Annotated in this window: 23 protein-coding genes and 3 pseudogenes; 19 read left to right on the top strand and 7 right to left on the bottom strand. The window is 62.1% G+C overall.

The genetic code is table 11. The features are described from left to right. Positions 1-401: 401 nt before the first annotated feature. Both Q0L30_RS02580 and Q0L30_RS02585 read right to left on the bottom strand, forming a co-directional pair. Positions 402-1,193, bottom strand: a complete 792-nt coding sequence (locus Q0L30_RS02580) for a 3-hydroxybutyrate dehydrogenase (RefSeq protein ID WP_296650760.1) — start codon at positions 1,191-1,193, stop codon at positions 402-404. Between the two features lie 23 nt (positions 1,194-1,216). Next, positions 1,217-2,617 carry a GntP family permease gene (locus tag Q0L30_RS02585; RefSeq protein WP_296650762.1) on the bottom strand — a complete coding sequence of 467 codons (1,401 nt, stop codon included), beginning with the start codon at positions 2,615-2,617 and terminating at the stop codon, positions 1,217-1,219. A gap of 356 nt (positions 2,618-2,973) precedes the next feature. Here Q0L30_RS02585 and Q0L30_RS02590 point away from each other — a divergent pair, with 356 nt between their 5' ends. The 5 genes from Q0L30_RS02590 to Q0L30_RS02610 all read left to right on the top strand — a co-directional run bounded on the left by Q0L30_RS02590 (position 2,974) and on the right by Q0L30_RS02610 (position 8,223). Beyond that, positions 2,974-4,449: a sigma 54-interacting transcriptional regulator gene (locus Q0L30_RS02590; protein WP_296650764.1), complete on the top strand. Its 1,476-nt coding sequence runs from the start codon at positions 2,974-2,976 to the stop codon at positions 4,447-4,449. A gap of 151 nt (positions 4,450-4,600) precedes the next feature. Beyond that, positions 4,601-5,215, top strand: a complete 615-nt coding sequence (locus Q0L30_RS02595) for an NAD(P)-dependent oxidoreductase (RefSeq protein WP_296650875.1) — start codon at positions 4,601-4,603, stop codon at positions 5,213-5,215. A 323-nt stretch (positions 5,216-5,538) separates the two neighbouring features. Beyond that, on the top strand, positions 5,539-6,066 hold the full coding sequence (locus Q0L30_RS02600; protein ID WP_296650766.1) for a FecR family protein: 528 nt from the start codon (positions 5,539-5,541) through the stop codon (positions 6,064-6,066). A 47-nt stretch (positions 6,067-6,113) separates the two neighbouring features. Next, positions 6,114-6,680 carry an OmpA family protein gene (locus Q0L30_RS02605; protein WP_296650768.1) on the top strand — a complete coding sequence of 189 codons (567 nt, stop codon included), beginning with the start codon at positions 6,114-6,116 and terminating at the stop codon, positions 6,678-6,680. A gap of 49 nt (positions 6,681-6,729) precedes the next feature. Next, positions 6,730-8,223 carry a CHASE2 domain-containing protein gene (locus Q0L30_RS02610; protein WP_296650771.1) on the top strand — a complete coding sequence of 498 codons (1,494 nt, stop codon included), beginning with the start codon at positions 6,730-6,732 and terminating at the stop codon, positions 8,221-8,223. A 297-nt stretch (positions 8,224-8,520) separates the two neighbouring features. Here Q0L30_RS02610 and Q0L30_RS02615 read toward each other — a convergent pair whose 3' ends face one another. Beyond that, complete coding sequence (locus Q0L30_RS02615; protein WP_296650774.1) at positions 8,521-9,693, bottom strand: helix-turn-helix transcriptional regulator; 1,173 nt, start codon at positions 9,691-9,693, stop codon at positions 8,521-8,523. A 343-nt stretch (positions 9,694-10,036) separates the two neighbouring features. Between Q0L30_RS02615 and Q0L30_RS02620 the strand changes: the two genes are divergently transcribed. Next, complete coding sequence (locus Q0L30_RS02620; RefSeq protein ID WP_296650777.1) at positions 10,037-10,405, top strand: hypothetical protein; 369 nt, start codon at positions 10,037-10,039, stop codon at positions 10,403-10,405. 342 nt (positions 10,406-10,747) lie between these two features. Here Q0L30_RS02620 and Q0L30_RS02625 read toward each other — a convergent pair whose 3' ends face one another. Together Q0L30_RS02625 and Q0L30_RS02630 are read right to left on the bottom strand one after the other, a co-directional pair. Next, entirely contained in the window at positions 10,748-11,077 is a 330-nt protein-coding gene (locus tag Q0L30_RS02625) for a hypothetical protein (protein ID WP_296650779.1), read from the bottom strand. Positions 11,078-11,245: 168 nt separating this feature from the next. Then, positions 11,246-11,566 carry a DUF2946 domain-containing protein gene (locus Q0L30_RS02630; RefSeq protein WP_367277758.1) on the bottom strand — a complete coding sequence of 107 codons (321 nt, stop codon included), beginning with the start codon at positions 11,564-11,566 and terminating at the stop codon, positions 11,246-11,248. On the opposite strand from Q0L30_RS02630, the gene Q0L30_RS25720 reads away from it, so the two are divergent. From Q0L30_RS25720 to Q0L30_RS02670, 9 genes are all read left to right on the top strand, one after another. After that, on the top strand, positions 11,447-11,872 hold the full coding sequence (locus Q0L30_RS25720; protein ID WP_367277759.1) for a hypothetical protein: 426 nt from the start codon (positions 11,447-11,449) through the stop codon (positions 11,870-11,872). The two genes, Q0L30_RS02630 and Q0L30_RS25720, sit on opposite strands and share 120 nt — an antisense overlap. A 196-nt stretch (positions 11,873-12,068) precedes the next feature. Then, complete coding sequence (locus Q0L30_RS02635; RefSeq protein WP_296650782.1) at positions 12,069-12,242, top strand: hypothetical protein; 174 nt, start codon at positions 12,069-12,071, stop codon at positions 12,240-12,242. Positions 12,243-12,339: 97 nt separating this feature from the next. Further along, positions 12,340-14,370, top strand: coding sequence for a sigma-54-dependent Fis family transcriptional regulator (locus Q0L30_RS02640; RefSeq protein ID WP_296650785.1), 2,031 nt, complete (start codon positions 12,340-12,342; stop codon positions 14,368-14,370). Positions 14,371-14,678: 308 nt separating this feature from the next. After that, entirely contained in the window at positions 14,679-15,785 is a 1,107-nt protein-coding gene (locus Q0L30_RS02645; protein ID WP_296650788.1) for an NAD(+)/NADH kinase, read from the top strand. Positions 15,786-15,800: 15 nt separating this feature from the next. After that, the gene (locus Q0L30_RS02650; protein ID WP_296650791.1) at positions 15,801-16,802 is read left to right on the top strand and encodes a thiamine pyrophosphate-dependent dehydrogenase E1 component subunit alpha; all 1,002 of its coding nucleotides are present in this window, start codon (positions 15,801-15,803) and stop codon (positions 16,800-16,802) included. Positions 16,803-16,850: 48 nt separating this feature from the next. Then, the gene (locus Q0L30_RS02655) at positions 16,851-17,867 is read left to right on the top strand and encodes an alpha-ketoacid dehydrogenase subunit beta (protein WP_296650794.1); all 1,017 of its coding nucleotides are present in this window, start codon (positions 16,851-16,853) and stop codon (positions 17,865-17,867) included. Continuing rightward, positions 17,867-18,979 carry an acetoin dehydrogenase dihydrolipoyllysine-residue acetyltransferase subunit gene (locus Q0L30_RS02660; RefSeq protein ID WP_296650797.1) on the top strand — a complete coding sequence of 371 codons (1,113 nt, stop codon included), beginning with the start codon at positions 17,867-17,869 and terminating at the stop codon, positions 18,977-18,979. The genes Q0L30_RS02655 and Q0L30_RS02660 overlap by 1 nt, the downstream gene beginning before the upstream one ends. Before the next feature lie 107 nt (positions 18,980-19,086). Beyond that, positions 19,087-20,154, top strand: coding sequence for a 2,3-butanediol dehydrogenase (locus Q0L30_RS02665; RefSeq protein WP_296650800.1), 1,068 nt, complete (start codon positions 19,087-19,089; stop codon positions 20,152-20,154). A gap of 168 nt (positions 20,155-20,322) precedes the next feature. Continuing rightward, positions 20,323-21,093 (top strand): lipoate--protein ligase family protein, encoded by a 771-nt coding sequence (locus tag Q0L30_RS02670; protein WP_296650880.1) that lies wholly within the window; start codon positions 20,323-20,325, stop codon positions 21,091-21,093. A gap of 137 nt (positions 21,094-21,230) precedes the next feature. Here Q0L30_RS02670 and Q0L30_RS02675 read toward each other — a convergent pair whose 3' ends face one another. Together Q0L30_RS02675 and Q0L30_RS25725 are read right to left on the bottom strand one after the other, a co-directional pair. After that, a complete protein-coding gene (locus tag Q0L30_RS02675; protein WP_296650803.1) occupies positions 21,231-21,743 on the bottom strand; it encodes a hypothetical protein in 513 nt (170 codons plus the stop codon). A 112-nt stretch (positions 21,744-21,855) separates the two neighbouring features. Then, positions 21,856-22,119 (bottom strand): tyrosine-type recombinase/integrase, encoded by a 264-nt coding sequence (locus tag Q0L30_RS25725; protein ID WP_367277757.1) that lies wholly within the window; start codon positions 22,117-22,119, stop codon positions 21,856-21,858. Here Q0L30_RS25725 and Q0L30_RS02680 point away from each other — a divergent pair, their 5' ends adjacent. From Q0L30_RS02680 to Q0L30_RS25735, 4 genes and pseudogenes are all read left to right on the top strand, one after another. Beyond that, positions 22,120-22,749: a hypothetical protein gene (locus tag Q0L30_RS02680; RefSeq protein WP_296650806.1), complete on the top strand. Its 630-nt coding sequence runs from the start codon at positions 22,120-22,122 to the stop codon at positions 22,747-22,749. It begins immediately after the preceding gene. A 99-nt stretch (positions 22,750-22,848) separates the two neighbouring features. After that, positions 22,849-23,577, top strand: a pseudogene (locus Q0L30_RS02685) (acetaldehyde dehydrogenase (acetylating)); the annotation flags it as partial. An 11-nt stretch (positions 23,578-23,588) separates the two neighbouring features. Continuing rightward, positions 23,589-24,089: pseudogene (gene dmpG / locus Q0L30_RS25730) on the top strand (4-hydroxy-2-oxovalerate aldolase); the annotation flags it as partial. A 12-nt stretch (positions 24,090-24,101) separates the two neighbouring features. Then, positions 24,102-24,818 (top strand): annotated as a pseudogene (locus Q0L30_RS25735) (porin); the annotation flags it as partial. Between the last annotated feature and the right edge of the window lie 193 nt (positions 24,819-25,011).

Genomic DNA, 25,011 nt, shown 5'->3' on the forward strand with positions numbered 1-25,011 from the left:
TGCCTGTGCCTCCCGGATCCAGGCAAACGGGGGAATGTGCTGCCACGCCAGCAGCCCTGTGCGGCAACTACTGCATATGCACAGTCGTTCCGCAGAACACGCCTTCACTGTTCGTTTCCATGCGCCGGGAAATATAACGAGCACAAAGAAAGCCGGGGAAAAAGTGAATTACCATCAAATCGAAAAAGACCTTCAACACCTCGAACACGTCATCGCGCGAATACTGCAATTGGGTCGAACGCCGTTTCCGCTTTCGTACTGGCGCAGTCGCATCGATACGATCGAGGCCGTGCTTGCCTCAGGACTGTATCCGTCCCAGAGCTTACGGGTGAAGCGACTCCGGGAGGCGTTGTCACGTTGACGCGTTAAGTCGTTGCTGGCGTGAACTCAGCGTTAGAGACTTATTGCGCGGACCAGCCTCCGTCCACCTTGATCTCCGCCCCACGCATTTCGCTGGCCGCCTCCGAGCACAGAAATACCGCCACGCCGCCAATCTGCTCGACGCTGGCAAAGCGCGCCGAAGGTTGCTTTTCGCCGAGCAGCTTAAGCGTGGCGTCTTCGGTGGAAATCGTCTCTCGATGGGCAAGATCGTCGATCTGTTTCTGAACCAGCGGCGTAAGCACCCAGCCCGGACAGATCGCATTGACCGTCACGCCGCTACGTGCCGTCTCCAGCGCGGCGACCTTGGTGAGCCCGATCACGCCATGTTTGGCCGCGACATACGCGGACTTGCCAACCGAGCCGACGAGTCCATGCACCGATGCGATATTGATCACGCGTCCCCAGCCTGCGTCGCGCATGAGGGGGAGCGCTGTGCGCGTCGCGTGAAATGTCGCGCTCAGATTGATCGCGATGATTTGATCCCATCGCTCGACCGGAAAATGCTCGATCGTTTCGACATATTGAATGCCTGCATTGTTGACGAGGATGTCGAGACTGCCGAACGTGGTTACCGCGAAGATCACAAGCGCTTCGATATCCTCTGGGCGGCTCATGTCCGCATTGTGATGCGCGACGCGCACGCCGGTGGCTTCGATCTGCGCGAGTGCAGCCGCCGGGTCGCCGAAACCGTTCAGCACGATATTGGCGCCCGCGCGTGCGAGCGCCGTCGCGATGCCGAGTCCGATGCCGCTGGTCGATCCGGTGACGACGGCCGTTTTTCCGGCGAGGGCGAGCGCGTGGGGAAGTTGCATGAGTCAGCCTGTGCGAATGCGGGTTAGACGATACCGGTCAGGTAGAACACGGTGATGACGACAAAGACGGCGAGCGTCTTGATGATGGTCACCGCGAAAATGTCGCGATACGACTCCCGGTGCGTGAGGCCCGTGACGGCGAGCAGCGTGATGACCGCGCCGTTGTGCGGCAGCGTATCCATGCCGCCGCTCGCCATGGCGACGACGCGGTGGAGAACTTCCATCGGGATGTGCATGACCTGAGCCGTCTTGATGAACGTGTCCGACATGGCGGCGAGTGCGATGCTCATGCCGCCCGACGCAGAGCCGGTGATACCCGCGAGCGCCGAAACCGACACGGCTGCGTTCACGAGGGGATTCGGAATGGCCTTGAGCGCGTTGCCGATGACGATGAAACCCGGCAGCGCCGAGATCACACCGCCGAAGCCATACTCGGATGCCGTGTTGAGCGTTGCGAGCAGCGCACCGCCCACGGCGGCTTTCGTGCCGAGCGCGAAGCGCGTTCTCACGCGCTGAAACGCCGTCACGATGACGAGGAGAATGCCGAGCAGCAGCGCGCCTTGCACCGCCCAGATTGCAACGACGCTTTTCACGCTTACCGTCACGGGCGCATGCATGCCGGGCAGCACTTCGGGCGCGACGGTGAAGCTGTCGCCATACCACTGCGGAATCCACTTCGTGAGCAGGAAGTTGGCGACGCCGACGAGTACGAGCGGTGCGATTGCCAACGCGGGATGCGGCAGATTGCCGGTTTCCACGCGATCCGGCTCGTTCACGAGCGATGTGCCGTAGCCTTCACCCTTCGCCATTGCGCTGCGGCGGCGCCATTCGAGGTACGAAAGACCCACCACGATGATGAAGACCGAGCCGATCACGCCGAGCCAGGGTGCGGCCCACGCGGTGGTCTTGAAGAACGTGGTGGGAATGATGTTCTGGATTTGCGGCGTGCCGGGCAGCGAGTCCATCGTGAACGTAAACGCGCCGAGCGCGATTGCGCCGGGCATCAGACGCTTCGGGATGTTGCTCTGGCGATAGAGTTCGGCGGCAAACGGATAGACGGCGAACACCACGACGAAGAGCGACACGCCGCCATACGTGAGCAGCGCGCACACGGCGACGATCACGGCGTTTGCACGCGAACGGCCGATGTAGCGGATCGCGGCGGCCACGATGGCTTCGGAGAAGCCGGAAAGCTCGATCACCTTGCCGAATACCGCGCCGAGCAGGAACACCGGAAAGTAGAGCTTCACGAAGCCCACCATCCTGTCCATGAAAATGCCGGAGAAAACCGGCGCAACGGCGGCGGGATCGATCAGCAGGACAGCGCCGAGTGCGGCAATGGGGGCGAAAAGAATGACGCTGTAGCCGCGATAGGCCACGAGCATCAGGAACGCCAAAGCGGCGATCACGATCACAAAGGACATCTTGTCTCCGTTTAGTTATTCGTGCACGTGTGTTGCTTGTACTGCGCACCGAAGCCGGCGCGAACGCACCATTACGCACGATATGTGCCAGCGGCCTGTGAGCCTTGCGGGAAAAGGCGCGGAGGAAGCCGGCGTCGGCGTGCGTGCCCGATGCCAGGATGGTTGTGTCAACACACGTCTCGGAACTGGGACGGTCCAGGAGATAAAACATGCCGTTTTCCGCAAGCCGGCGCATAAAAACCAGCACGATCAAGGCTGCTGAGCAATCTCACTTCTGGGATAATCGGTCCCGAAAACGAGAATCCATGCGCCTGAATGCGCCATACCCGTGAGCGACGACAGCTGAAAAGAACCAAATGGAAATAAAAACGACCGCGCTGCTGGCCGACTACGACCACGTGCGCAAACTGGCGATGCAATCGCTCTTTCGATCGCTCGACAAGTTCAGCGAAGGCACCGTTATCGTCGACCGCGATGCGCGCGTGGTGTGGATCAACAAGGACTACGCGGCGCGATTCGGATTCGACGACCCGGAGGCAGTGATTGGCCTCGATTGCGAAAGCGTGATTCCGAACACCTTGATGCGAGACGTCGTGAAGGGCGGCGAGCCGATTCTCCTCGACATACTCGAAACCAATCGCGATCCGATCGTTGTCACGCGCCTGCCGATCAAGGACGACAACGGTGAAACGATCGGCGCGGTTGGCTTCGTGCTGTTCAACGAACTCAAGGGGCTGTCGCCGCTCTTTAGCCAATATGCGCGGCTGCGTGCCGAACTGATCAGCACGCGCCAGTCGCTCGCGCAGGTGCGTCGTGCGAAATACAGCTTTTCCAATCTGATCGGCACCAGCGCCGCCAGTCTCGAAGTCAAGCGCCAGGCGCGCCGGGCCGCGCGTCTTGCGTCGCCGGTGCTCCTGCTTGGGGAAACGGGCACGGGCAAGGAACTGCTCGCCCACGCCATTCACGGCGCGTCCGGACGCGCGGATGGCCCGCTCGTCACGGTGAACGTGGCCGCGATTCCCGACACGCTGCTGGAACTGGAATTCTTCGGCGCTGAAGCCGGCGCGTACACGGGTGCGGACCGCAAGGGGCGCATCGGCAAGTTCGAGCTGGCGCAGGGCGGTACGCTGTTTCTCGACGAAATTGGCGACATGCCTCTTGCTTTACAGGGCAAATTGCTGCGCGTCTTGCAGGAGCAGGAATTCGAGCCGCTCGGGTCGAATCGCATCGTGCGCACCGACGTGCGCATTATCGCGGCGACATCGGCGGATTTGCCCGCGCTGGTGGCGCAAGGAAAATTTCGCGCGGATCTCTACTATCGGATCAACGTACTGACGATTCGCGTGCCGCCGCTGCGCGAGCGCCTTGCCGACGTCGAGGCGATCGCGTGGGCGATCCTCGACAAGCTTTCCGTGGAAAGCGGAGCCGTGCATCTCGAACTCGACCGCGATGCGCTCGCGGTGCTGTGCGCGTATGGCTGGCCCGGTAACGTGCGCGAGCTGCGCAATACGCTCGAGCGCGCAGTACTGCTATCGGAGAACGCGCGGATCGACGCACGTTCGCTCGCGCGCTTCATTGGCGACGGGCGCGGTAATCGGGCCGAAGACGGGACGCGCGGTGTTGCGGCGGAACCGCACGATACACAGCGTGGCGCGTCGCCGGAATGCGGCGGCGTGCAGCAGTATGAACACGCGATGCGCGATTTCGAACGTCGCTTTCTGATCGACGCGTTGCGTACGGCGGACGGTCACGTGGCGAAAGCCGCCGCGCAGATCGGCATGGCGCGCGCGACGCTTTATCGGCGCATCGTTGCGCTGGGTATCGACGTTTGATATGTGCGCTTCGTCGCGGTTGTAGAAGCCCGCGCCGCTGTGCACGCCAACGCGTCCTGCCTTGACAAACATTGCCCTTGCGAGAGAATTTCCGTCTATCAATCAGTTTGAACAGAGCGGCCGCAGTTATACCCGCAGAGAGGAAAACACTATGTCACGCATTGCCATTATCGGCGGCACCGGAAACGTCGGCCAACGCATCGCGGTCGAAGCACAGTCGCGCGGCCATCAGGTTACCGTCGTTGCACGCAAGCCGAGCGCGGCCATTCCGTTCGGCGCGAACTTCGTCGCGGGTGACGCCGTGACGGGCGCGGCGGCACTGGGCGAAAAGCTCAAAGGCCACGACGTGCTGGTCAGCGCGGCGAAATTCGCCAGTGTCACGGCGGCGAATGTTCTGGAAGTCGCGCGCGGCGCAGGCATCGGGCGTGTGCTTGTGGTGGGCGGCGCCGGTTCGCTGGAAATCAAGCCGGGACTGCGTCTCGTGGATACGCCCGATTTTCCCGAAGCCTACAAGAGCGAAGCCGTTCCAGGCGCCCGGTTCCTCGATGACTTGCGCACAGTACATGACGTGGACTGGACCTTCCTCACCCCGGCCGCGCATTTCGTCCCGGGCCTGCGCACCGGCAAGTTTCGCCTGGGCGGGGATGCCTTTTTCACCGACGACAAGGGCAACAGTGTGATCTCGTACGAGGACTACGCCATTGCGATGCTCGACGAGATCGAAAAGCCTGCGAACGTGCGCAAGCGTTTTAGCATCGCTTATTGAGTCGAGCCGCACGCCGGGGACCAAAAATAAAATTCGATATTTCCCGGCTTGCCGATGTCGTCGTTCCGCATTTAACGAACTTTGGCGATCGATTATCGGTCGCCGGTTGCGCGCGGAATTAGAACCGGAGGGATTACTCCTCCGGGCCGTCCGATGGTTGTTCGTCACGCGAAACCTGAAAGCGCGGCCCGCTATCCCGGCATCGAGATCTGCCGAAATCTATTCACATTGAATGGAACAAAGCGGAAAACGCGTGGCCGGTTCGCCGTTGTGTTAGCGAGGTAACAGATCGGGTTACAACTCTTCCGCCAAAGTACGAAGTCGTGATTGCGGTCAATACGTCATGTTTAATCCACTACACGGTATCGCCAGTGCGTAGCCACGTCATCCGTTGCGTCTTGCTTCTCGCCTGCGGGTGCCCGCCCGTTATCGACGCATATGCGGATGCGCATGCGGCCGATGCAATCGGCATGATTAAAACCCTGAAAGGCAGCGTGCACGTCGAACGTTCCGGACAACTGCAGAACGTCGCCATCGGCAGCGAGGTTTACAACAACGATCGTGTCGTGACCGGTCCAGCATCGGCGGTCGGAATCACGCTGCGCGACAACACACTGTTGACGGAGGGCGCCAATTCCCTTCTCGACCTCAACAAATTCACCTTCAACACGACGACCGACGGGGGCGCACTCGATATCTCGATCAAGCGCGGCTCGCTCGCGGTAGTCGACGGCAAGCTGGCGAAGGCCAATCCGGAATCGGCGCGTTACAGCACGCCCACCACCACACTGGGCGTGCGTGGCACGGAATTCATCATTGAAGTAGGTGGAGGCACGGAGCGCGATCGTTGAAGACGATAAACGGAGGACATCGCCTGAACGGCGCCACGGCGTTTGCCATGCTCGCGATCCTCGCAGGATGCAGCGCGGCGCCCGACAAGATTATTTTGTTGCCGGACCCGGATGGCAGCGTTGGCGGGGTGATCGTCACGAGCGGCAAGCATACGCAGGTGATCGACGAGGCCTATGCGCGTGCCGAGGTCGCTAAAAACGGCACCATCGAGAAAACGGCCGACAACAAGTCCAATGTGCAGGCTCATTATGGCAATCTGCTGGCCGCTCAGCCTCCGCGACCGCGGACGTTCACAATCAACTTCGTGTTCGACTCCGCCACGCAGTTGGCGCCCGATTCCGCGACGGTGGTCGCAACGCTGAAAGCGGTGCTTGCGACGTGGCCAGCGCCGCGCCTCATGGTCGTCGGGCATACCGATATGGCGGGCTCGCAGGAATTCAACGACAGGCTCTCGATGCGGCGCGCACAGAGCGTGGCGTCGTTTCTGGTCAAGCAAGGCATTCCCGCCCGGCAGATAGAAGTCGCGGGACGAGGCAAGCGCGAACCGCTCGTGCACACGCCGGACGGCGTGCCGAATCAATTGAACCGACGCGTAGTCATTACCATTCAGTGAGTCGGCCGATGCGCGACTGCACGCCCGCCTGCCGCCTTGGTCGATCGAAATGAAACGCTACCGCGATTCGTTATTCACCTTCATCAAAAACATGATGAGGGCACGCAAGGGACGCCCCTGGGCGCTCGCGGTACTGCTCACCTTCGTCCTGCTCGACCTGTGCAGCGAATGGCCCAGCAACGTACCGCGCCCGTTATTTCTTAATACGCTCACTGACGCGTTGCCGGACACCTTCGGTTCGGCTCGCCAACTTTTGTTCGACCACTATCAGCGTCGCTTTCCGCGCATTCCCACGATGCAGCCGGTGACGATCGTCGAGATCGACGACAAGACCCTCGAATCGTTCGGCCAATGGCCTTGGCCGCGCAACCGGCTGGCAGCGCTCATCGACGCGATTGACGCGAAAAAGCCGCTCGCGATCGGTATCGACGTCTATATGCCGGAACCCGATCAAACGTCGCCCGGCAAGGTGGCCGACGATCTGCCGCCCTCGGCTGCGGCGCTCGCCACGCAGTTGCGTGCGCTGCCGAGTCACGAGCGCATTCTCGCGACCTCGTTGCGCGCGTCGCCGTCCATCCTCGGCGCGGCGGCGTTCGATCACGCTACCTCGACGACCAGCACGGACATGCTGAGCGCGCCGGTCCTCGTGCACGGCGCCGATCCACTGCCCAGCATGCACAGCTTCAACTACGTGCTGGCCAGCCTGCCGGAATTGCAGGGCGCGGCGCGCGGCCAGGCCATGCTCAACGTGGCGCAAGAGCAGGGCACCGTAAGGCGCATTCCGCTCGTCATGGCCCTGGGCGACAAGCTGGTGCCGAGCCTGCCGATCGAGGTCCTGCGCGTGGCGACCGGCTCCCCGGCCGTCGAGGTGTACGCCGACGCGTTGGGCGTGCGGGCGGTGGGCGTCGCGGATGTGCAGGTTCCCACACAGCCCGACGGCGACATCTGGCTGCATTTCGCATCGATTCGGTCCACCGAACAACGCTACGTGTCGGCGAGCGACGTCCTGCGAGGCACGGTCGACGCGGATCGTATCCACAACAAACTGATCCTGGTCGGCCTCACGGGAACTGGCCTGACCGACATGCGCACGACCGCGCTGGGCGAACTGGTGCCCGGCATCGAGATTCAGGCACAGGTCATCGAGGCGATTTTCGAGGGACGTTTTCTGCAGCGCCCACCCTGGCTGATCTGGGTCGAGATGGGTTTCATCGTGGCGTTCGGATTGCTGATTATCTGGTACGTACCGCGCGGCGAAACCCGATTCGCCGTCTTTATGTATACCGTGCCGAAGGCTTCTGCCATCATCGGCCTTACCCTGAATCTGGTGACGCTCTCCATCTGCTTCATGGTGTTCAAGTATTTCGGTTTTCTGGTTGATGCGGCATCTATCTTCATCATTCTTTCGGCGGTCATGGGCAGCTTCTTTTCGATTTCGTTGCTTGACGCGTCAACCCAGCATGGAACGCACACCGTCGACGCAAAGGGCCGTGAAGCCTTTGATGGTCCTGGCAACGCGCCTGGTGAAGAGTCGGCCCGCTAATGGCCGCTTACGCTTGCGCTCGCCGAAAAGGTTTTCGATTGCGTTCGGCGGTAGCCAGTGCAACTGCAGACAGGCATGGGAACGAATGCTTGATGCTGGAAACGGTCTTTGCATTAACTCTAACTCGATGCGGGGTTTGCGGACCAGGTCCACTTTTAAGGCGTGTTCGGGCGGATTGCGGCTGTGACGCCGGGGCAATAGCTTGGCGCCGCGTGTTGACCACGGGCGGCCGGTGCGACAGAGCATTAGGTTGAGCCGTAAGCACACGCCCGCGATCAGTTCACCCGTGACGGCGCGCTATGCATGCAAACCGGTTTGGATGATCAGCGCCGCGCTCGACAGCAGGATCCTGATCAGGTCTGACTGCCGCCTGACGCCAGTTTTTGCGAACACCTGCTTGAGGTGCGAGCGGGCGGTGTCGTACGCGACTTCGTGTGCTTGTGCGTATCCCTTCAGGTCCTCGCCGCGCATCAGCCAGCCTGCAAGCCGAGCCTGATGGCGCGTCAGGCCGTAGATCTTGCAGAGCAATTCCTCGGGCGTGCACAGGCCGTCGTCCGGATCCGACGCAAACACGATCGCCGCCGTTTCCTCGTCGATGCCGGTTGTCGCTTCGTGCACTGGCGTGACCATTGCCGAAATCCGCGTGACCGAACTCAGTCGTCCCAGCCCAAGCGCCGTGCCGGAGCGCCGCTCGCGTCCGTGCAAGCCGGTTGCGCGCGCAAGGGCGATCTGGAGCTTCGCGTCGTCTTCGGGCATTTGCGCGCGTAGTCGGCCAAGGCTGTCGATTCGCAGGCCGCGTTGCGTATTCGTCATCCCTTGCGCCGCGCGGTTGGCCGACAGCACCTTGCAATTGGCGCCACACATCCACACGGCAATCGGCATCGCATCAAGCGCGTGCGTCTGCCCCGCGTTCGTCGAGCGTAGCGCGACAAATTGCTTGTGAATCTCGAATGCCTGGCGGAGGTGCGGCAGCAGCGCCGCATAGAGCTGCAGCGCGGCGCCGTCGAACGCGCCGCCATGCGCGGAACGGATCGCCGAGAACTTGATCGCCTTGTTGCCTGTCTTCAATACGACGCCGCCGAGCGCGTGCGCGAGGTCCTGCGGCCGCAGCCAGTCGCCATAGAATTCGCTGCGTAGCAACGATGAATACGGCACCAGCATCTCGGACGTGATCGCGCAACCGGCCGGCATCCGGTTCTCCGCCTGTGCCCAGACATTGCACTGCGAGTAATGTGCCGAATATGACTCGATAAAAGCGGGATCGAAGCGCACGTATTCCATCAGTGCGATGTCGCCCTCCTGTCGAACGACTGTCGAATCATCGAAGTCGTGCATGAACAGCACGGTGCCAGCCGCATCGACAACGGTTGCGAACCGGTCAAGGAATTGTTGCCATTTCGCCGGATCCGTCGACGCCGCATAAATCAGATGGATCAACGTCGAAAGCGTATCCGCATCGATTCGGCTCATGGTCCACCCCTGCGAATAGGTCGCCGCGTCATCTGGATAGTGCGCGCTTCCTGTTTACGATGCCAGTTCGGCATCCAGCCGAAAATCCTCGTTTGCACGCTCGACCGGCGCTGTGCTACACGGCAGCGACTACAAGGCCATTCGATTGTGAACGCGAGCCTTTCATTCTCGTTTCCAGGTTGAACGATGAATGGAAATCGAAAGAATGCTGATGACTACGCACGCGTTATACCCCAATTGAGGCATGACGCCGCCTGGGCCGGGCGACTAAATTCCTGAGTACAGGATGCGCGGGTCAAACTACCCACCGCATATCGCATCCTTAACACTCTGGAGGCGTTAAATGAACAAGCTGCTAATCACCTTGCTCCTGCTCCCTGCTTCCACTGCTTTTGCGCAGGGAATGGCGTTCCCCGACGGGGCGACAACACCTGCCGCAGGCGACGTTCAGCAACACATCTCCGGCAAGACATTCGACATAAAGCTCGCCGACAGCAGCACATGGCATGTCCAGTACGACAATAGTGGTGGGTACGACTTCAAGTCGAGCAAGGGATTTGCCGATCACGGCGACTGGAAGGCCGAGGACGGCAAGATCTGCAGTAAAGGCAGCAAGATGCCTTACTCCTGCAACGAGGTTCGCATCAAGGGCGATGATCTATACCTCAAGCGGGACAACGGCGAGATCGTTCAGTTCGTCGAGTCGCACTGAACGTCGTCGGGAAGATGACGTTAGAACGGGCGGCCGCGGCTCGGGGCGCACCTCGTTGCGGAGCTGACCGGAGACGCTGCCGTATTCCGGTCACGAGCATGAATCTCGCTACCCTCGCGATAAGCGCCGGTTCGTGCACCTGATCTATACGCGTCGTGATATTCGGTTCCCGATGTTTTCGACTAGCTCGCGCTGCACAGTCAGCGAGATGTCGTGCGCCTCGACCCGCGACAACCCTGCGTCCACTGCGCGGTGAACCTCGACCGGATCATGTCGTCCAGCCTTCCAGTAAGGCGCGCGAGGAGCGGCCTTACTGGTGAGCCGGTTACAAGTAAAGCGAAATCAAGCCTTGGCGTATCCCTCGTCGAGGATCTTCTGGCGATTTGCCTGGATCATGAGGCGGTTGTTCGGATCAACCTTACCAAGCTCGTGTATCGCCGCGTCCCTCAGCACGCGCATGCCAGTCAGGTCGGCCCGCGCGTCCGCCAATTTTTTCTCGAGCTCACGCGCGTAGTCTTTCCAGGCATCAAAAGCGGCGTTGGTTGCGGGCGATGCGTTTGGCGATTTCGACGTGCCGTGGGCGCCCGGCATGTCCTTGCCGTCGCTGTACGCGTTCGCAGCCGACGATATACGTCCGCAGAGCACAGTGACGAAGTGTCTTCGAGTCACCATTTGAATTCTCCTTTTTAACAGCCAGGTGGCGTTATCAACGCCATGAGTGCACGGATACGCTTCGCAGTACGAAGGTAACTATCGTGTTTCCTGAAATCGATAGACGAACGACAGCCGCACGCCTTCAATCGGCGTGTCTGGCGGAACGGTCGGCCTGGAAAATGACGATCAGGAAATGGCTGGAGGAGCTCTGGGGCGCCCGGATGGGAACGCGCCGAGCGGCGTGAAGCGGGTAGACAGAACAGGCGCCGCTGCGAGCACGGCGAGCACCAGTAGCGACAGTACCACCGGCGGTATCGATGGCATGGCGGGGTGTGCGCCCAGCAAATCGCAGTATCCACACGCGCTGAGCGGGTCAGCCATCGTGTCATGTCCGGCCCCGGCATGCTGCTGCATCGGGCAATCGGCGGCCATCTGCTGGTGCACGGAGGTATGGTGTTCGTGCGCAACGCCGGACACGAGGAGCTGACTGACGAGCGGCGCAAACACGACGAGCCACATGGCGATCAGGCCAAGCCATGCGGTCAGGTGTTTGCGGTGCTGGAGCTTCATGTCGTCGAACAAAAGAATATCGCCGAGTCGAGTTTAATAGCCTGTCAGATTCGTGGTCTGATTCAAAACAAGAATTGCAGTCCTTTTTCGCTGGCGGCAGTCGGCCTGCGGACAGGAAGCAGTAATCGGGGGAATGAACTGCCTGTGCGGCGCGCCGTGCTGACGCCGAAGCGCGCGGCAGGCAATTTTCGGCGACGGCCTGATAGCGCTTATTACAGCGCCTGCCATCTGCAAGAACCGTAAGCTTTGTTGCGTTGCATCCCTGAAGCGTGCCGCTCGACTCGTCCGGTTTTGAGCCAGGGCATTCCGGGTCAGCCGGAGTTGGCAGAATCCGGTATCGGCAGCGGTGTGTCGCAAGCCGGGCATCGGCGACGCGATTTTCTTTAATTCGGCACGGTTTGCACAATCCCGCAGGTGTCAGATACATTATCAAGCCGGCATGGGTGAATTTGAATTCAACCGCGAATTCAACCGGCCCCGCTGGCTGGCGCAACGAAAGGCGCAACGAAAGGCGCAACCAGTGGCGCAAAGGCGCAACCAGCGGCACCCCGGCGCAGCAGTTTCACAAACGATGATGCTGGCACTAAAACAGCCCAACCGCGATAGCGGATGATGTTCCGAGAGGCGCTGCCCGATACGCTGAGCCGAATTCGCTCGCCGGCCAGCACCGTCGCATGCGGCACGAGGCGCCCGGAACACAGGAGACAGCGATGGACCAGTGGCAACGCGAGCACATCGAAACCGTCGTCCTGACGACCACCAGTGAGTCGGCGGCGGCGGCCGCACGCGCGCACGATGCGATCATCGAGAGTTCGTGGCGGCGTTGCGTGCACCAGTACGGTCTTGATCCGGCCCGAATGCAGGAAGCGCGCATCCTGCCCCAGATTCGGTTGCGCGAGCACCAGCAGCGCATCGACGATTTCACGCGGATCGCCCGCCATGGCCTCGAAACCCTCTACGGCCAGGTGGGGGGCATGGGCTACGTGGTCCTGTTGACGGATGCGGACGGCGTCACCGTCGACTACCTCGGCGATGCCAACTCGGACGCAGCCCTGCGCCGCGCCGGCCTCTATCTGGGCGCCGAATGGAGCGAGAACGGTGCGGGCACGTGTGCGGTCGGTACTGCGCTCGCGACCGGTCAGGCGTTGACGGTGCATCAGTCCGATCATTTCGATGCGACGCATATTCCGTTGACCTGCACCGCGGCGCCGCTATTCGATTCGTATGGCCGGCTCAACGCGATTCTCGATATCTCCGCACTGAGTTCGCCGCAGGCCAAGTACAGTCAGATGCTTGCGCTGCAACTGGTCCGTATGTACGCCAACCAGATCGAGGACGCCTATTTTCTGCGTCGGCACCGGCAGGACTGGATGCTCAAGCTGAGTCCGGCACCCGAGTTCCTCGACGTCAATCCGGAGTATCTGATCGCACTCGACGCCGACGGCCGGATCTCCGGCCATAACCGCCGCGCCCAGCAAATGCTGATGGCCGAGTACGGGGGCGAGGCGACGGCGCAGTCGCTGCTCGATATGCGGTTCGAGGCGTTTTTCGATGCGCGCCCGGAGGACCTGGGCCGCTTCGTCTACTCGCGGCCCAGCGAGCAGCGCGTCGTGCGCTTGACCCATAGCGGAAAACAGCTCTATCTGAGCGTGATGCCGCCCGTGCTGCGCTTGCACCCCCGGATGCAGGACAGCGTGTCGACGCCGCCGCTGCCGGCGGAACTGGCGGCGCTATGCGGCGGCGATGCGGCATTGCAGCAGCAATTGCAGCGTGCCGCGAGGCTGATCGATTCGCCGATCAATCTGCTCATCAACGGCGAGACAGGAAGCGGCAAGGAATTTCTGGCCAAGGCGCTGCATCGAGCCAGTTCGCGCCGCAATGGCCCGTTCGTCGCGGTCAATTGCGCGGCGATTCCCGAAACGCTGATCGAGAGCGAGTTGTTCGGGCATCTTCCCAACAGTTTCTCGGGTGCCGGTTCGAGGCCGAGGCGCGGCCTGATTGAGGAGGCCAACGGCGGCACGCTGTTTCTCGACGAGATTGGCGACATGCCGCGCGAGTTGCAGTCGCGTCTGCTCCGGGTGCTGTCCGAAGGCGAGGTGCTGGCGATTGGCGCTTCGCGTCCGGTGCGCGTCGATGTGCGCGTGATTTCGGCCACCCACCATCCGCTCGATCAACTGATCAGCAACGGGCGGTTTCGCGAGGACCTCTATTACCGTCTCAACGGTGCGCGTTTCGTGTTGCCGCCGCTGCGCGAGCGCGACGATCTGGACTGGCTCGTGCAGAAGCTGCTCGCCGTGCCGGAGGGCGGGCCAGGCTTCACGATTTCGGAGGCGGCGCGGGAGCGGCTGCATCGGCATCGCTGGCCGGGCAATCTTCGTGAGCTTCGCAATGCGCTCGAATATGCGCGCGCGGTGTGCAGCCACGGCCACATCGAAGCAGACGACCTGCCCGAAGGCCTGGGCGAGACCGCCGAGGAAGTTGCGTCCGCAGCGTTCACGGCGTCCACAGCGTCCGACCAGGCGGTGCATCCGGCCGATGCACCGGAGCCGCACACGCTGCCGCCCGAGGGCATGCTGCTCATGCAGTATCTGCGCGCCTCGGGCTGGAATCTGAGCGCCGTCGCGCGCCAGATCGGCATTAGCCGCATGACGCTGTACCGCCGCATGGCGCGCTACGGCATTCAGTCGCCAAACCGCAGCGATACCGGAACAGGCGAGGGAACAGGCGATCTGCCGCGTTGATCGCGCGGCGGTCGCGTCCTTTGCGGCGGTTGCGTTCTCGGCCGATACGCCTGTCGATCTTCCGCCTTGAACGCACGTCCATCGCGTCCCTCACGTCCTTCACGTCCTTCACGTTCGGCCGATACGCCTGTCCACCATGATGCAACTGCTGCTGTGACACCTGTCACGGCAGCACGCTGCGACGCTGCATTTCAGGCTCATTTTCTCGGGGTATTCACCTGGGCTTTCTGCCCATTTTGAGCGCCGCGCCGCTGGCACAGCAGTTGCAATACATACGCCTGTCCAAACAAATACATCAGGAGACAGGCATGCGCGAACCTTCTCCGGTTCGTCCGCCGCTGGTTGGCATCATCGCCAATCCCATTTCGGCGCGCGATATCCGTCGGGTCATCGCCAATGCGAACAGTCTGCAGCTCGCTGATCGCGTGAATATCGTGCTGCGGCTACTCGCTGCGCTGGCCGCAGGCGGCGTTGGCCGCGTGCTGATGATGCCGGACCGCGAGGGGCTGCGGGTCATGCTGCAGCGGCATCTGATGCGCGCGCAAGGACCTGACGCCACGCTCGCGGCGGTCGAGTATCTGGACATGCCGGTTACCGGCAGCGTGGACGACACGCTGCGCGCCGCGCAAATGATGCGCGAGGCAGGCGTCGCGGCCATCGTGGTGCTCGGCGGTGACGGGACGCATCGCGCGGTGGTCCGCGAGTGCGGCGACGTGCCGATCGTCGGGCTTTCCACGGGCACCAACAATGCCTTCCCCGAAATGCGCGAACCCACCATCACCGGACTGGCGACGGGCCTGTTCGCCAGCGGGCGCATCCCGGCATCGTGCGCGCTCGCGAGCAACAAGCGGCTGGAAGTGACGATTCGCGAGCCGAATGGAGCCGTGCGGCGCGACATCGCGCTGGTGGACGCGGTCATCTCCCGCGAGCAATACATCGGCGCACGCGCCGTGTGGAAGACCGAAACGTTGACGGCGGTCTATGTGTCATTCGCCAGTCCGCAGGCAATCGGTCTGTCCGCCATCGCGGGCCTGCTCGAACCGGTCGGCCGCGACGAACGCGGCGGCCTCGCCATCGAGCTGGGCAAGCGGGGCCATTGCGCATTCGAGTTGATGGCGCCGATCGCGCCCGGCCTCATGCAGCCGGTGCCGATCGCGTACTGGCATCGCCTCGAGCATGCCGTGCCGCAGCGCGTGCAACAGCACGCGGGCATCGTCGCGCTCGACGGCGAGCGCGAGATGGCATTCGGCAAGCATGACGAAGTATTCGTGACCTTGCACGAGAACGCCTTTTCCAGCATCGACGTGGCGGCCTGCATGAGCTACGCCGCCGGCGCGCACCTGATGCGCAGCGGTACAGGCCCAGGCGCGGGCCTGCCCGTTCCCGAGTTCCGCACTTTCACCCCCCAAACCTGAAACAAGGAGACAGACATGGAAGCAGACATCGCTGCAGGGCCGGTTCAGCTGCCGCTCGACAAGGAGACGCTGCTCGCGGTCTATCGCAAGATGCGCACGATCCGCGAATTCGAAGAGCGGCTGCACGTCGACTTCGGCCGCGGTGACATCCCCGGCTTTGTGCACCTCTATGCGGGCGAGGAGGCGACCGGGGTCGGCATCCTGCATCACCTCGGTGACGGCGACCGTATTGCGAGCACGCACCGCGGTCACGGCCATTGCATCGCCAAAGGCGTGGACCCGGTCGCGATGATGAAGGAGATCTATGGCCGCAAGGGAGGCTCGTGCAACGGCAAGGGCGGCTCGATGCATATCGCGGACCTGTCGAAGGGAATGATGGGCGCCAACGGCATTCTCGGCGCCGGTGCGCCGTTGATCTGCGGCGCGGCGCTGGCCGCCAAATTCCGCGGCAAGGGCGAGGTTGGCATCACCTTCTGCGGCGATGGCGCGTCGAATCAGGGCACCGTTCTTGAAAGCCTGAATCTCGCGGCAGTCTGGAATTTGCCGGTGATCTTCGTGATCGAGAACAACGGCTATGCCGAATCGACCGCGCGCGATTACGGCACCGCCGTGGACAGCTATGTCGATCGCGCAGCAGGCTTCGGCATCCCTGGCGTGACGGTGGACGGCACCGACTTCTTCGCCGTGCACGAGGCCGCGGGCGAAGTCATCCGGCGCGCGCGCGAGGGTGGCGGCCCGTCGTTGCTCGAATGCAAGACGGTGCGTTTCTACGGCCATTTCGAGGGCGATGCGCAGACTTATCGCGGGCCCGGCGAACTCGACGACATTCGCAGCAACAAGGATTGCATCAAGAAGTTCGCGCAAGTGGTGACGCGGGCGGAAGTGATTTCGCGCGACGCGCTGGAGGCGATCGATCGCGAGGTCGCGGCGCTGATCGAGCATTCGGTCGTGGAGGCCAAGGCCGCGCCGCTGCCGGGGCCCGAGGATCTGCTCTCGGACGTCTACGTGAGCTACTGAAATCATCGTGCGACGACCGATTCAATCATTCAATCAGGAGACGAAATCATGGCCAGAAAATTGAGCATGAAGCTGGCGATCAATGAAGCGATCGACCAGGAAATGACCCGCGACCCGAGCGTCATCATGCTGGGCGAGGACATCGTCGGCGGCGCGGGCGCGAGCGGCGAAATGGATGCGTGGGGCGGCGTGCTCGGCGTGACCAAGGGCCTCTACGCCAAACACGGCGACCGCCTGCTTGACACGCCGCTTTCCGAGTCCGCCTACGTGGGGGCCGCCATCGGCGCGGCCGCGTGCGGCATGCGGCCGATTGCCGAGCTGATGTTCATCGACTTCATGGGTGTGTGCTTCGACCAGATCTACAACCAGGCGGCGAAGTTTCGCTACATGTTCGGCGGCAAGGCCGAAACGCCGGTGGTGATCCGCGCGATGGTCGGCGCGGGCTTCAGGGCCGCCGCCCAGCACAGCCAGATGCTGACACCGTTGTTCACGCACATACCCGGCCTCAAGGTGGTGTGCCCATCCACGCCTTATGACACGAAGGGGATGCTGATCCAGGCGATCCGCGATAACGATCCGGTGATCTTCTGCGAGCACAAGAACCTGTACGGCCTCGAAGGCGAGGTGCCGGAAAGCTCGTACACGGTCCCGTTCGGCGAGGCCAATATCGTGCGCGACGGCAAACATGTATCGATCGTCACGTACGGCCTGATGGTTCATCGCGCGCTGGAGGCCGCCGCTGTGCTCGCGAAGGAGGGCATCGAGGCCGAGATCGTGGATTTGCGCTCGCTGTCGCCGCTGGATATCGACACCGTGCTGGAAACGGTCGAGAACACCGGCCGCCTGGTGGTGGTGGACGAGGCGAGCCCGCGCTGCAACATCGCCACCGATATATCGGCACAGGTCGCCCAACGCGCCTTCGGCGCGCTTAAAGCCGGGATCGAGATGGTTTGCCCGCCGCATACGCCGGTGCCGTTCTCGCCCGCGCTCGAAGACCTGTATATCCCGAGCGCCGCGCAGATCGCGGAAGCGGCGCGCCGCACGATGAAAGGAGGGAAGAACTGATGGGCCCGATTACCCCGATCGTAATGCCCAAGTGGGGGCTGGAGATGCGCGAAGGCACGGTGCAGGACTGGCTGGTCCGGGAAGGCGAGCGCATCGAAGTTGGAACGGCGCTGCTCGATGTGGATACCGACAAGATTTCCAATTCGGTGGAAGCGCCCGATGCCGGACTGCTGCGCCGCATCGTCGCGCAGAGCGGCGAGACGCTGCCGGTCAAGGCGCTGCTCGGCGTGATGGCCGAGCAGGACGTGAGCGACGCCGAAATCGAAGCCTACGTCGCCGCTTACGAGGTGCCGGCCATCGACAGCGGCGACGAGGACGCGGGCCCCGCGTTCGACTATGCCGACGTGGACGGCATTCGCGTGCGCTATGCGCGGCGCGGGCCGGAGTCGGGTACGCCGGTGCTCTTCATCCACGGCTTCGGCGGCGACCTGAACAACTGGCTGTTCAACCTCGATGCGGTGGCGGAGAAGCATCCGGTGATCGCGCTCGATCTGCCCGCGCACGGTCAGTCCCAGGTGAAGCTGGCGGGCACGACGCTGCAGGAGCTGGCCGCCTTCGTCGGCCGCTTCATGGAGACCATCGGCGTCCCATCGGCGCATCTGGTCGGCCACTCGATGGGCGGCGGCGTGGCTGCGCAGCTGGCGGTGGATGCGCCGCAGAAGGCGCGTTCGCTGGCGCTGATCGACAGCGCAGGGCTCGGCGACGAAGTCAACGCCGACTACACCGATGGTTTCGTGCGCGCCGAATCGCGTCGCGAACTCAAGCCCGTGGCCGAACTGCTGTTCAACGACACGGCGCTCGTGAGTCGCCAGATGCTGGACGATCTGCTCAAGTACAAGCGGCTCGACGGCGTTGCCGAGGCGCTCACCGAGCTGGGCACGACGTTGTTCGGCGACGGCAGGCAACGTGAGCAACCTGGCCGTGCGCTGGGCGGCTTTGACGGGCCGGTGATGGTGGTCTGGGGCCGTGCGGATCGCGTCATTCCGAGCGCACATGCCGCCGCCGCGCCTGCTGGCGCAGTGGTGGCGGTGCTCGATGACGCCGGCCATATGCCGCAGATGGAAAAGGCCAACGAGGTCAACGCGCTGCTGCGCCGCCATCTGGGCCAGTGAGTCGGGCTGGCCGGCGCGGGCCAGGCCATTCCTGTCGTGAGGTGCGGGGCGAGCTGCCCCGTACCGCCTCATTCGATATAAACCGAGCATACCGAGGAGTTAGAACGATGAAGGCAGCGCGTTTTTACGATCGCGGCGACATTCGCATCGAAGATATTCCCGAACCCGTCGTGGAGCCGGGCACCGTTGGCATCGAGGTAGCCTGGTGCGGTATCTGCGGCACCGATCTGCACGAATTCATGGAAGGGCCGATTTTCATTCCGCCGTGCGGCCATCCCCATCCGATTTCCAAAGAGTCCGCGCCCATCACCATGGGCCATGAATTTTCCGGCGTGGTATATGCGGTGGGCGAAGGCGTGACCGATATCGAAGTCGGCCAGCACGTGGTGGTGGAGCCTTATATCGTGGCCGACGACGTGCCGACGGGACCGGGAGAAAACTATCACCTGTCGAAGAACATGAATTTCATCGGTCTGGGCGGCCGTGGGGGCGGCCTGTCCGAAAAGATCGCCGTCAAACGCCGCTGGGTGCACCCGATCTCGAAGTCCATTCCGCTGGATCAGGCCGCCCTGATCGAGCCGCTGTCGGTGGGCCATCATGCATACACCCGCAGCGGCGCGAAGGCCGGCGATATCGCTCTCGTCGGCGGCGCAGGTCCGATCGGCCTGCTGCTGTCGGCGACGCTCAAAGCCAAGGGTCTGCGCGTCATCGTCACGGAGTTGAGCGCGAAGCGCAAGGAGAAGGCCCGCGAATCCGGCGTGGCCGATTACATTCTCGATCCATCCGAGGTGGACGTGGCCGCGGAAGTGATGAAAATCACCGGCGGCAAAGGCGTGGATGTGGCGTTCGAATGCTCCAGCGTGAACAAGGTGCTCGACACGCTGGTGGCCGTCACCAAAGCCACGGGCGTCGTGGTGATCGTGTCCATCTGGAGCCATCCGGCCACCATCAACGTGCACAGCGTGGTCATGAAGGAGCTGGACGTGCGCGGCACGATCGCGTATTGCAACGATCATCAGGAAACGATCAAGCTCGTTGAGGAAGGCAAGATCAATCTTGAGCCGTTCATCACCCAGCGCATTCAACTGGAAGATCTTGTTTCAAAGGGATTTGAAACGCTGATTCATAACAACGAATCAGCCGTGAAAATCATCGTCCAGCCCAGATTGAAGTGACCGGAGCCCCTACGTGACAAGGGGCGATTGGCGCGGTTCTTCGCGACGATGGACAATGTCACCGGCTCGTCCGTCGCTGCGGACGGCGACCTGACGTTCCAGCAGTCCGCGAAGGATCGCCACGGTTCTTTGCGCAAGCCCCTTATTCATGTGAACAGGCCCTGGCCTATGCCATTTGAAATCGTCGACTTCGATGCCGACACAACCGATCCACTTGCGGCGGAGATGGCGCTGCTGTCGCTAGCGGAGACGGGCCGCTGCGTCGCGCATCTGTGGCAGGCACCGGTTTCACTGGTGGTGCCGCGCAGCTACCGGCGCTACGCCGCCCTGGAGACTGCCCGCGCCGAGTTTGCGCGGCGCGGATGCCCGGTTTATTTGCGCATGTCGGGCGGCGGGCTGGTGCCGCAGGGGCCGGGCATTCTCAATCTGAGCCTCGCCTATAGGTTGCAGGGCAACGCGAGCGAGCATTCGGAAGCTGTCTACCGGCATCTGTGCGAAATCCTGCGCGAGGCGCTGGGCACGTTCGGGCTTCAGACGCATTGGCAGGCGGTGGAAGGGTCGTTCTGCGACGGACGCTTCAATCTCGCCTGGGGTGCGCCGGGCGAGGCGCAAAAGATCGCCGGGACCGCGCAATACTGGCGCCGCATGCGATCGGACGCGCACGGGGCGCAGGCACCGCTGCATGCGGTATTGGCTCATGCGGTGTTGTTGGTCAGCGCCGATCCGGAGGAAATCAACGAGCGCGCCAATGCTTTCGAAGACGCCATCGAAAGCGGAAAGCGCTACGAAGCGGGGCGTGTCGTCAGCGTGCAGCAGGCGCTTTCCCGAGCGGGGCTGGCATCGCCGGACGGACTCATCGATCGGGTCATGTCGGCGCTGCGCGCGAGCGTGATGACAATGCCGCCGGTTGCGGATTCAACCGGCCGAAGCTTCCGGTGAACCCCTCTTTAAAGGCGGCTACTGCCTGACGCCGCCGGCAGTAGCCGACGCGTAACTTACGTTCGGATCAGCGGTAAGCGGAGATTTGGCCTGGCAGTAACGCTAGCTCAACACGAGGCAAGTGACATCGAACTTGCCTATGGCGTCGTTTTCTTCGCAAGAACGAGGTAATGCATCCGACCGTTCGTCTCTGCGTAGCTCAGAACGAAATTGCCTGGCGGGACCGTCATGTCCGGAAACGCCTTGATGATGCCACCATTCTTGATCGTCCGGTTCGCATACGTTACGAGGTCAAGGTCATAGAAATTGACGTCATAAGCTGGTGTTTCGCACATTACGGCTGCATACGCGCCGCCTTTCACAACATACCCGTTGCACGCCTTGCTGCCGTGAAAGACCGCGGACTGGAAATCCTGGTTCATCAGTGTCACGTTCGGACCGTATGAACCGATGGTTTTCCGAACCACCACGTTCGTGACGTGAAGATTGTTCAGTCGGCTGTCGACCACTTCGTAGGTGCCGACCAACGCATCTGTTGCGGCACGTAGATCGGATTGTTTTTGTTCGACGGTGCGGGAATCGTTCACGCCGATGCAACCGACCAAAGAAACGGCTGCGCAAACCGCAGAGATGTAAGGAAGGAGCGTCATTTTCAAACTCGTTTAATTCTGGAAGCGGCATGGTTGGCGATTGGGCGGGCATCGCTCATCTCTACGGTGAACGGCCGTTTTCGAAAATTCTGAAGGCTCGCAATGGATCGTCTTATGCAAATGGAATAGATGCATCAGGCGGCCCCGCAGCGGGCAGGGCGTTGAGCGGATTACGAATTACTCCGCCGGCTGTCTTCAATCCGTGGGTGTAGCGCACCGTGGTCGCTATTTCGACGTGCCCTGGCAGTTCTTGAATCGGGCGGATGTAGCTGCCAGACTGGCGCAGGTGCGTCGCGAAGCGATGCTGCAGCGAATCCAGCGCGGCTAGCCTGGCGATTCCCGCAGACGTTACTGCCCACTTGAAGGACAAGGCCAAATGGAATTTGACGAGGACGGGGTATTTGATCTGGAAGCATCAATGCAACTCTCCGAATATGAGCGACTTGAGCGGAGGGCGGCAGATGCTCATGCACATAACATGGACGTTGCGCAGATTGTCACGCTTGGGCGGCTAATTGTCGGTCATTGTTTGGTCAGCGTGGCAGCAAACCGCGATCTGCTTGAACAGGAAGGCGCACTAAACGTCGATATTGGCCGCTTCCTCAAACATGAAGGCTACAAAATCGAGAAGCTCGACTCGCACGGAAATAAATATCGCCGTTCGATAGTGGGCGGTCTGCAGACCGCGCAAGATGCGCCGAGAGCGGCTAGATCGGCTGGTGTGTTGTCCGATTTGATCGTCGATGAGCGAGGCGATCGTGTCGAACTAAAAACAGCGGCATTTGCCACCCCCAAAGACAGAGTGCCGGACGATTTGTTTGATAAGGATCTGGCTTATCTGGAACGAGCGCCGTACACGGGGGACCTGGAACGCTACGGCTACGAGGGGCTGAGTCGCCCCGAACGGCTGGCGGAAATGGCGCTGTTTGTTGCGGACAAGAAGATCGCGCAAGGCAGTTCCAGACTCCGCGCCATGGTTGGAGACAATCGATCGCAACAGTACTAAGCATTGTGGCGTTAGCAATGCATGGCAGTGCGTAGCTCGCATGAGGCCCCGGCCAACAGCGGGTTGGGGCCGCCGTAGCCGATTATTTGCGATTTTCGGGACATCGACGTGGTGTTCGACGCTACCTCGGCTGGCGCGCACGTGAAGAACGATGCGTTCCTGCGCGAGCACAAGCCCGGCATCCGCGTGATCGACCTCACGCCCGCCGCAATCGGCCCGTACTGCGTGCCGGTCGTGAATCTCGACGCGCATCTCGACGCGCCGAACGTGAACATGGTCACCTGCGGCGGCCAGGCGACGATCCCGATGGTCGCGGCCGTGTCGCGCGTGGCGAAAGTGCATTACGCGGAAATCGTCGCGTCGATCAGCAGCAAGTCGGCGGGGCCGGGCACACGCGCGAACATCGACGAATTCACCGAGACGACCTCGAAGGCCATCGAAGTGGTGGGCGGCGCGGCGAAGGGCAAGGCCATCATCGTGCCGAACCCGGCCGAGCCGCCGGTGATGATGCGCGACACCGTGTACGTGCTGTCCGAAGCCGCCGACCAGGCGCGGGTGGAAGCCTCCATCGAGGAAATGGCGAAGGCCGTGAACGCTTATGTGCCGGGCTACCGCCTCAAGCAGAAGGTGCAGTTCGACGTGATCCCCGAGAGCGCGCCGATCAACATCCCGGGCCGCGGCAAGTTCAGCGGCCTGAAGACGTCGGTGTTCCTCGAAATCGAAGGCGCGGCGCACTATCTGACGGCCTATGCGGGCAACCTCGACATCATGACCTCGGCGGCGCTCGCTACCGCGGAGCGCATCGCCAGCTCGGCTGTGGCGGCTTAAAGGAAGCGAACATGAGCAAGAAACTCTATATCTCCGACGTGACGCTGCGCGACGGCAGCCACGCAATCCGCCACCAGTACTCGATCCAGAATGTGCAGGACATCGCCCGCGCACTGGATAAAGCGAAGGTCGATTCAATCGAAGTGGCGCACGGCGACGGCCTGCAGGGATCGAGCTTCAACTACGGTTTCGGCGCGCACAGCGACCTCGAATGGATCGAGGCGGTGGCCGACGTCGTCACGCACGCGCGGATCGCGACGCTGCTGCTGCCGGGCATCGGCACGACTCACGACCTGAAGGCCGCGTACAACGCGGGCGCGCGCGTGGTGCGCATTGCCACGCACTGCACGGAAGCGGATATCTCGAAGCAGCACATCGAGTATGCGCGCGAACTCGGCATGGATACGGTGGGCTTTCTGATGATGAGCCACATGACCACGCCGGAGAAACTCGCCGTCGAAGCGAAGAAGATGGAAAGCTACGGCGCGACCTGCATTTATGTGGTCGATTCGCTGTTTTTCGGACGCACCGACGCCGCAATGACGGTTGGTGGACTGTACAACTTCCGCGCCGGTCCGTTCCAGAAACTCGCGCTGCCGTACAACCCGCCCTTTGCGGGCCAGTTCGACTGGGACCGGATGTCGGGCCAGACGGTGACGAATTCGGTCAAGTATCAGTCGCCTTCGATCGACGGATTCCGCTTCGGCGCGCTTTACGGATTCGGCGGCGTACCCGGATCGTTCGGCGCAGGAAACTCGGTCAGCGCGGGGATCAACTACGATCGCGGCCCGTTCGGCGCCGCGGCGGCCTACACGGAAGTAAAGTACCTGCAGACGGGCGGCCCGCAGGTGGCCGTGCGCAACTGGGGCGTTGGCGCGCATTACGACTTCGGCAAGGTCTCCGCGAGCGCGCTCATCACGACGGTGCGCAACACGGCCAATGGCGGTGCAATCGCACAAGGCGAAATCGGCGCGACGTATCAGCTGGCGCCCGCCGTGCAGATCGGCGCCGACTACATGTACATGAAGGGCAACGCGTATCTCGACAATAACCACGCCCACCAGATTTCGACGTCGGTCGACTACCTCTTGTCGAAGCGGACGATGGTCTACGCGCAGGCGGTGTATCAACGCGCGAATTCAGGTGCGCAGGCGCTGATCAGCGGCATTATCGACCCGAACGGGACGTCGAGCGGGCCGAGCCAGTTTCTCACCCGCGTGGGCATCGAAACGCGGTTTTAGGCGGTTGGTGCTTTGGTTTGCTGATTGTCTCGCGGTTGTTTCGCGCTTTTTTCTCAATCGTCGATGTGGCCGGACCGCAATGTATGCGCGGCTCGGTCACGCTACCGGTTGTACCCTCTCTTCGATCACCTGGCGCTGTTTAAGCTTGATTTAAGCGACGCTGCCTACGCTTTAAACAAACCTTGAGGAAACA

This window comes from Paraburkholderia sp. (assembly GCF_024281035.1).
Taxonomy (GTDB): Bacteria; Pseudomonadota; Gammaproteobacteria; order Burkholderiales; family Burkholderiaceae; genus Paraburkholderia.

Coding starts and splice junctions, on each gene's coding strand:
- Q0L30_RS02655 (WP_296650794.1), top strand. CDS start 16,851: ATGGCCAGAAAATTGAGCATGAAGCTGGCGATCAATGAAGCGATCGAC.
- Q0L30_RS25720 (WP_367277759.1), top strand. CDS start 11,447: ATGTCCGGCCCCGGCATGCTGCTGCATCGGGCAATCGGCGGCCATCTG.
- Q0L30_RS02615 (WP_296650774.1), bottom strand. CDS start 9,693: ATGAGCCGAATCGATGCGGATACGCTTTCGACGTTGATCCATCTGATT.
- Q0L30_RS02590 (WP_296650764.1), top strand. CDS start 2,974: ATGGAAATAAAAACGACCGCGCTGCTGGCCGACTACGACCACGTGCGC.
- Q0L30_RS02595 (WP_296650875.1), top strand. CDS start 4,601: ATGTCACGCATTGCCATTATCGGCGGCACCGGAAACGTCGGCCAACGC.
- Q0L30_RS02580 (WP_296650760.1), bottom strand. CDS start 1,193: ATGCAACTTCCCCACGCGCTCGCCCTCGCCGGAAAAACGGCCGTCGTC.
- Q0L30_RS02680 (WP_296650806.1), top strand. CDS start 22,120: ATGGAATTTGACGAGGACGGGGTATTTGATCTGGAAGCATCAATGCAA.
- Q0L30_RS02665 (WP_296650800.1), top strand. CDS start 19,087: ATGAAGGCAGCGCGTTTTTACGATCGCGGCGACATTCGCATCGAAGAT.
- Q0L30_RS02640 (WP_296650785.1), top strand. CDS start 12,340: ATGGACCAGTGGCAACGCGAGCACATCGAAACCGTCGTCCTGACGACC.
- Q0L30_RS02675 (WP_296650803.1), bottom strand. CDS start 21,743: ATGACGCTCCTTCCTTACATCTCTGCGGTTTGCGCAGCCGTTTCTTTG.
- Q0L30_RS02610 (WP_296650771.1), top strand. CDS start 6,730: ATGAAACGCTACCGCGATTCGTTATTCACCTTCATCAAAAACATGATG.
- Q0L30_RS02650 (WP_296650791.1), top strand. CDS start 15,801: ATGGAAGCAGACATCGCTGCAGGGCCGGTTCAGCTGCCGCTCGACAAG.
- Q0L30_RS02660 (WP_296650797.1), top strand. CDS start 17,867: ATGGGCCCGATTACCCCGATCGTAATGCCCAAGTGGGGGCTGGAGATG.
- Q0L30_RS02605 (WP_296650768.1), top strand. CDS start 6,114: ATGCTCGCGATCCTCGCAGGATGCAGCGCGGCGCCCGACAAGATTATT.
- Q0L30_RS02625 (WP_296650779.1), bottom strand. CDS start 11,077: ATGGTGACTCGAAGACACTTCGTCACTGTGCTCTGCGGACGTATATCG.
- Q0L30_RS02670 (WP_296650880.1), top strand. CDS start 20,323: ATGCCATTTGAAATCGTCGACTTCGATGCCGACACAACCGATCCACTT.
- Q0L30_RS02620 (WP_296650777.1), top strand. CDS start 10,037: ATGAACAAGCTGCTAATCACCTTGCTCCTGCTCCCTGCTTCCACTGCT.
- Q0L30_RS02635 (WP_296650782.1), top strand. CDS start 12,069: ATGGGTGAATTTGAATTCAACCGCGAATTCAACCGGCCCCGCTGGCTG.
- Q0L30_RS02645 (WP_296650788.1), top strand. CDS start 14,679: ATGCGCGAACCTTCTCCGGTTCGTCCGCCGCTGGTTGGCATCATCGCC.
- Q0L30_RS02585 (WP_296650762.1), bottom strand. CDS start 2,617: ATGTCCTTTGTGATCGTGATCGCCGCTTTGGCGTTCCTGATGCTCGTG.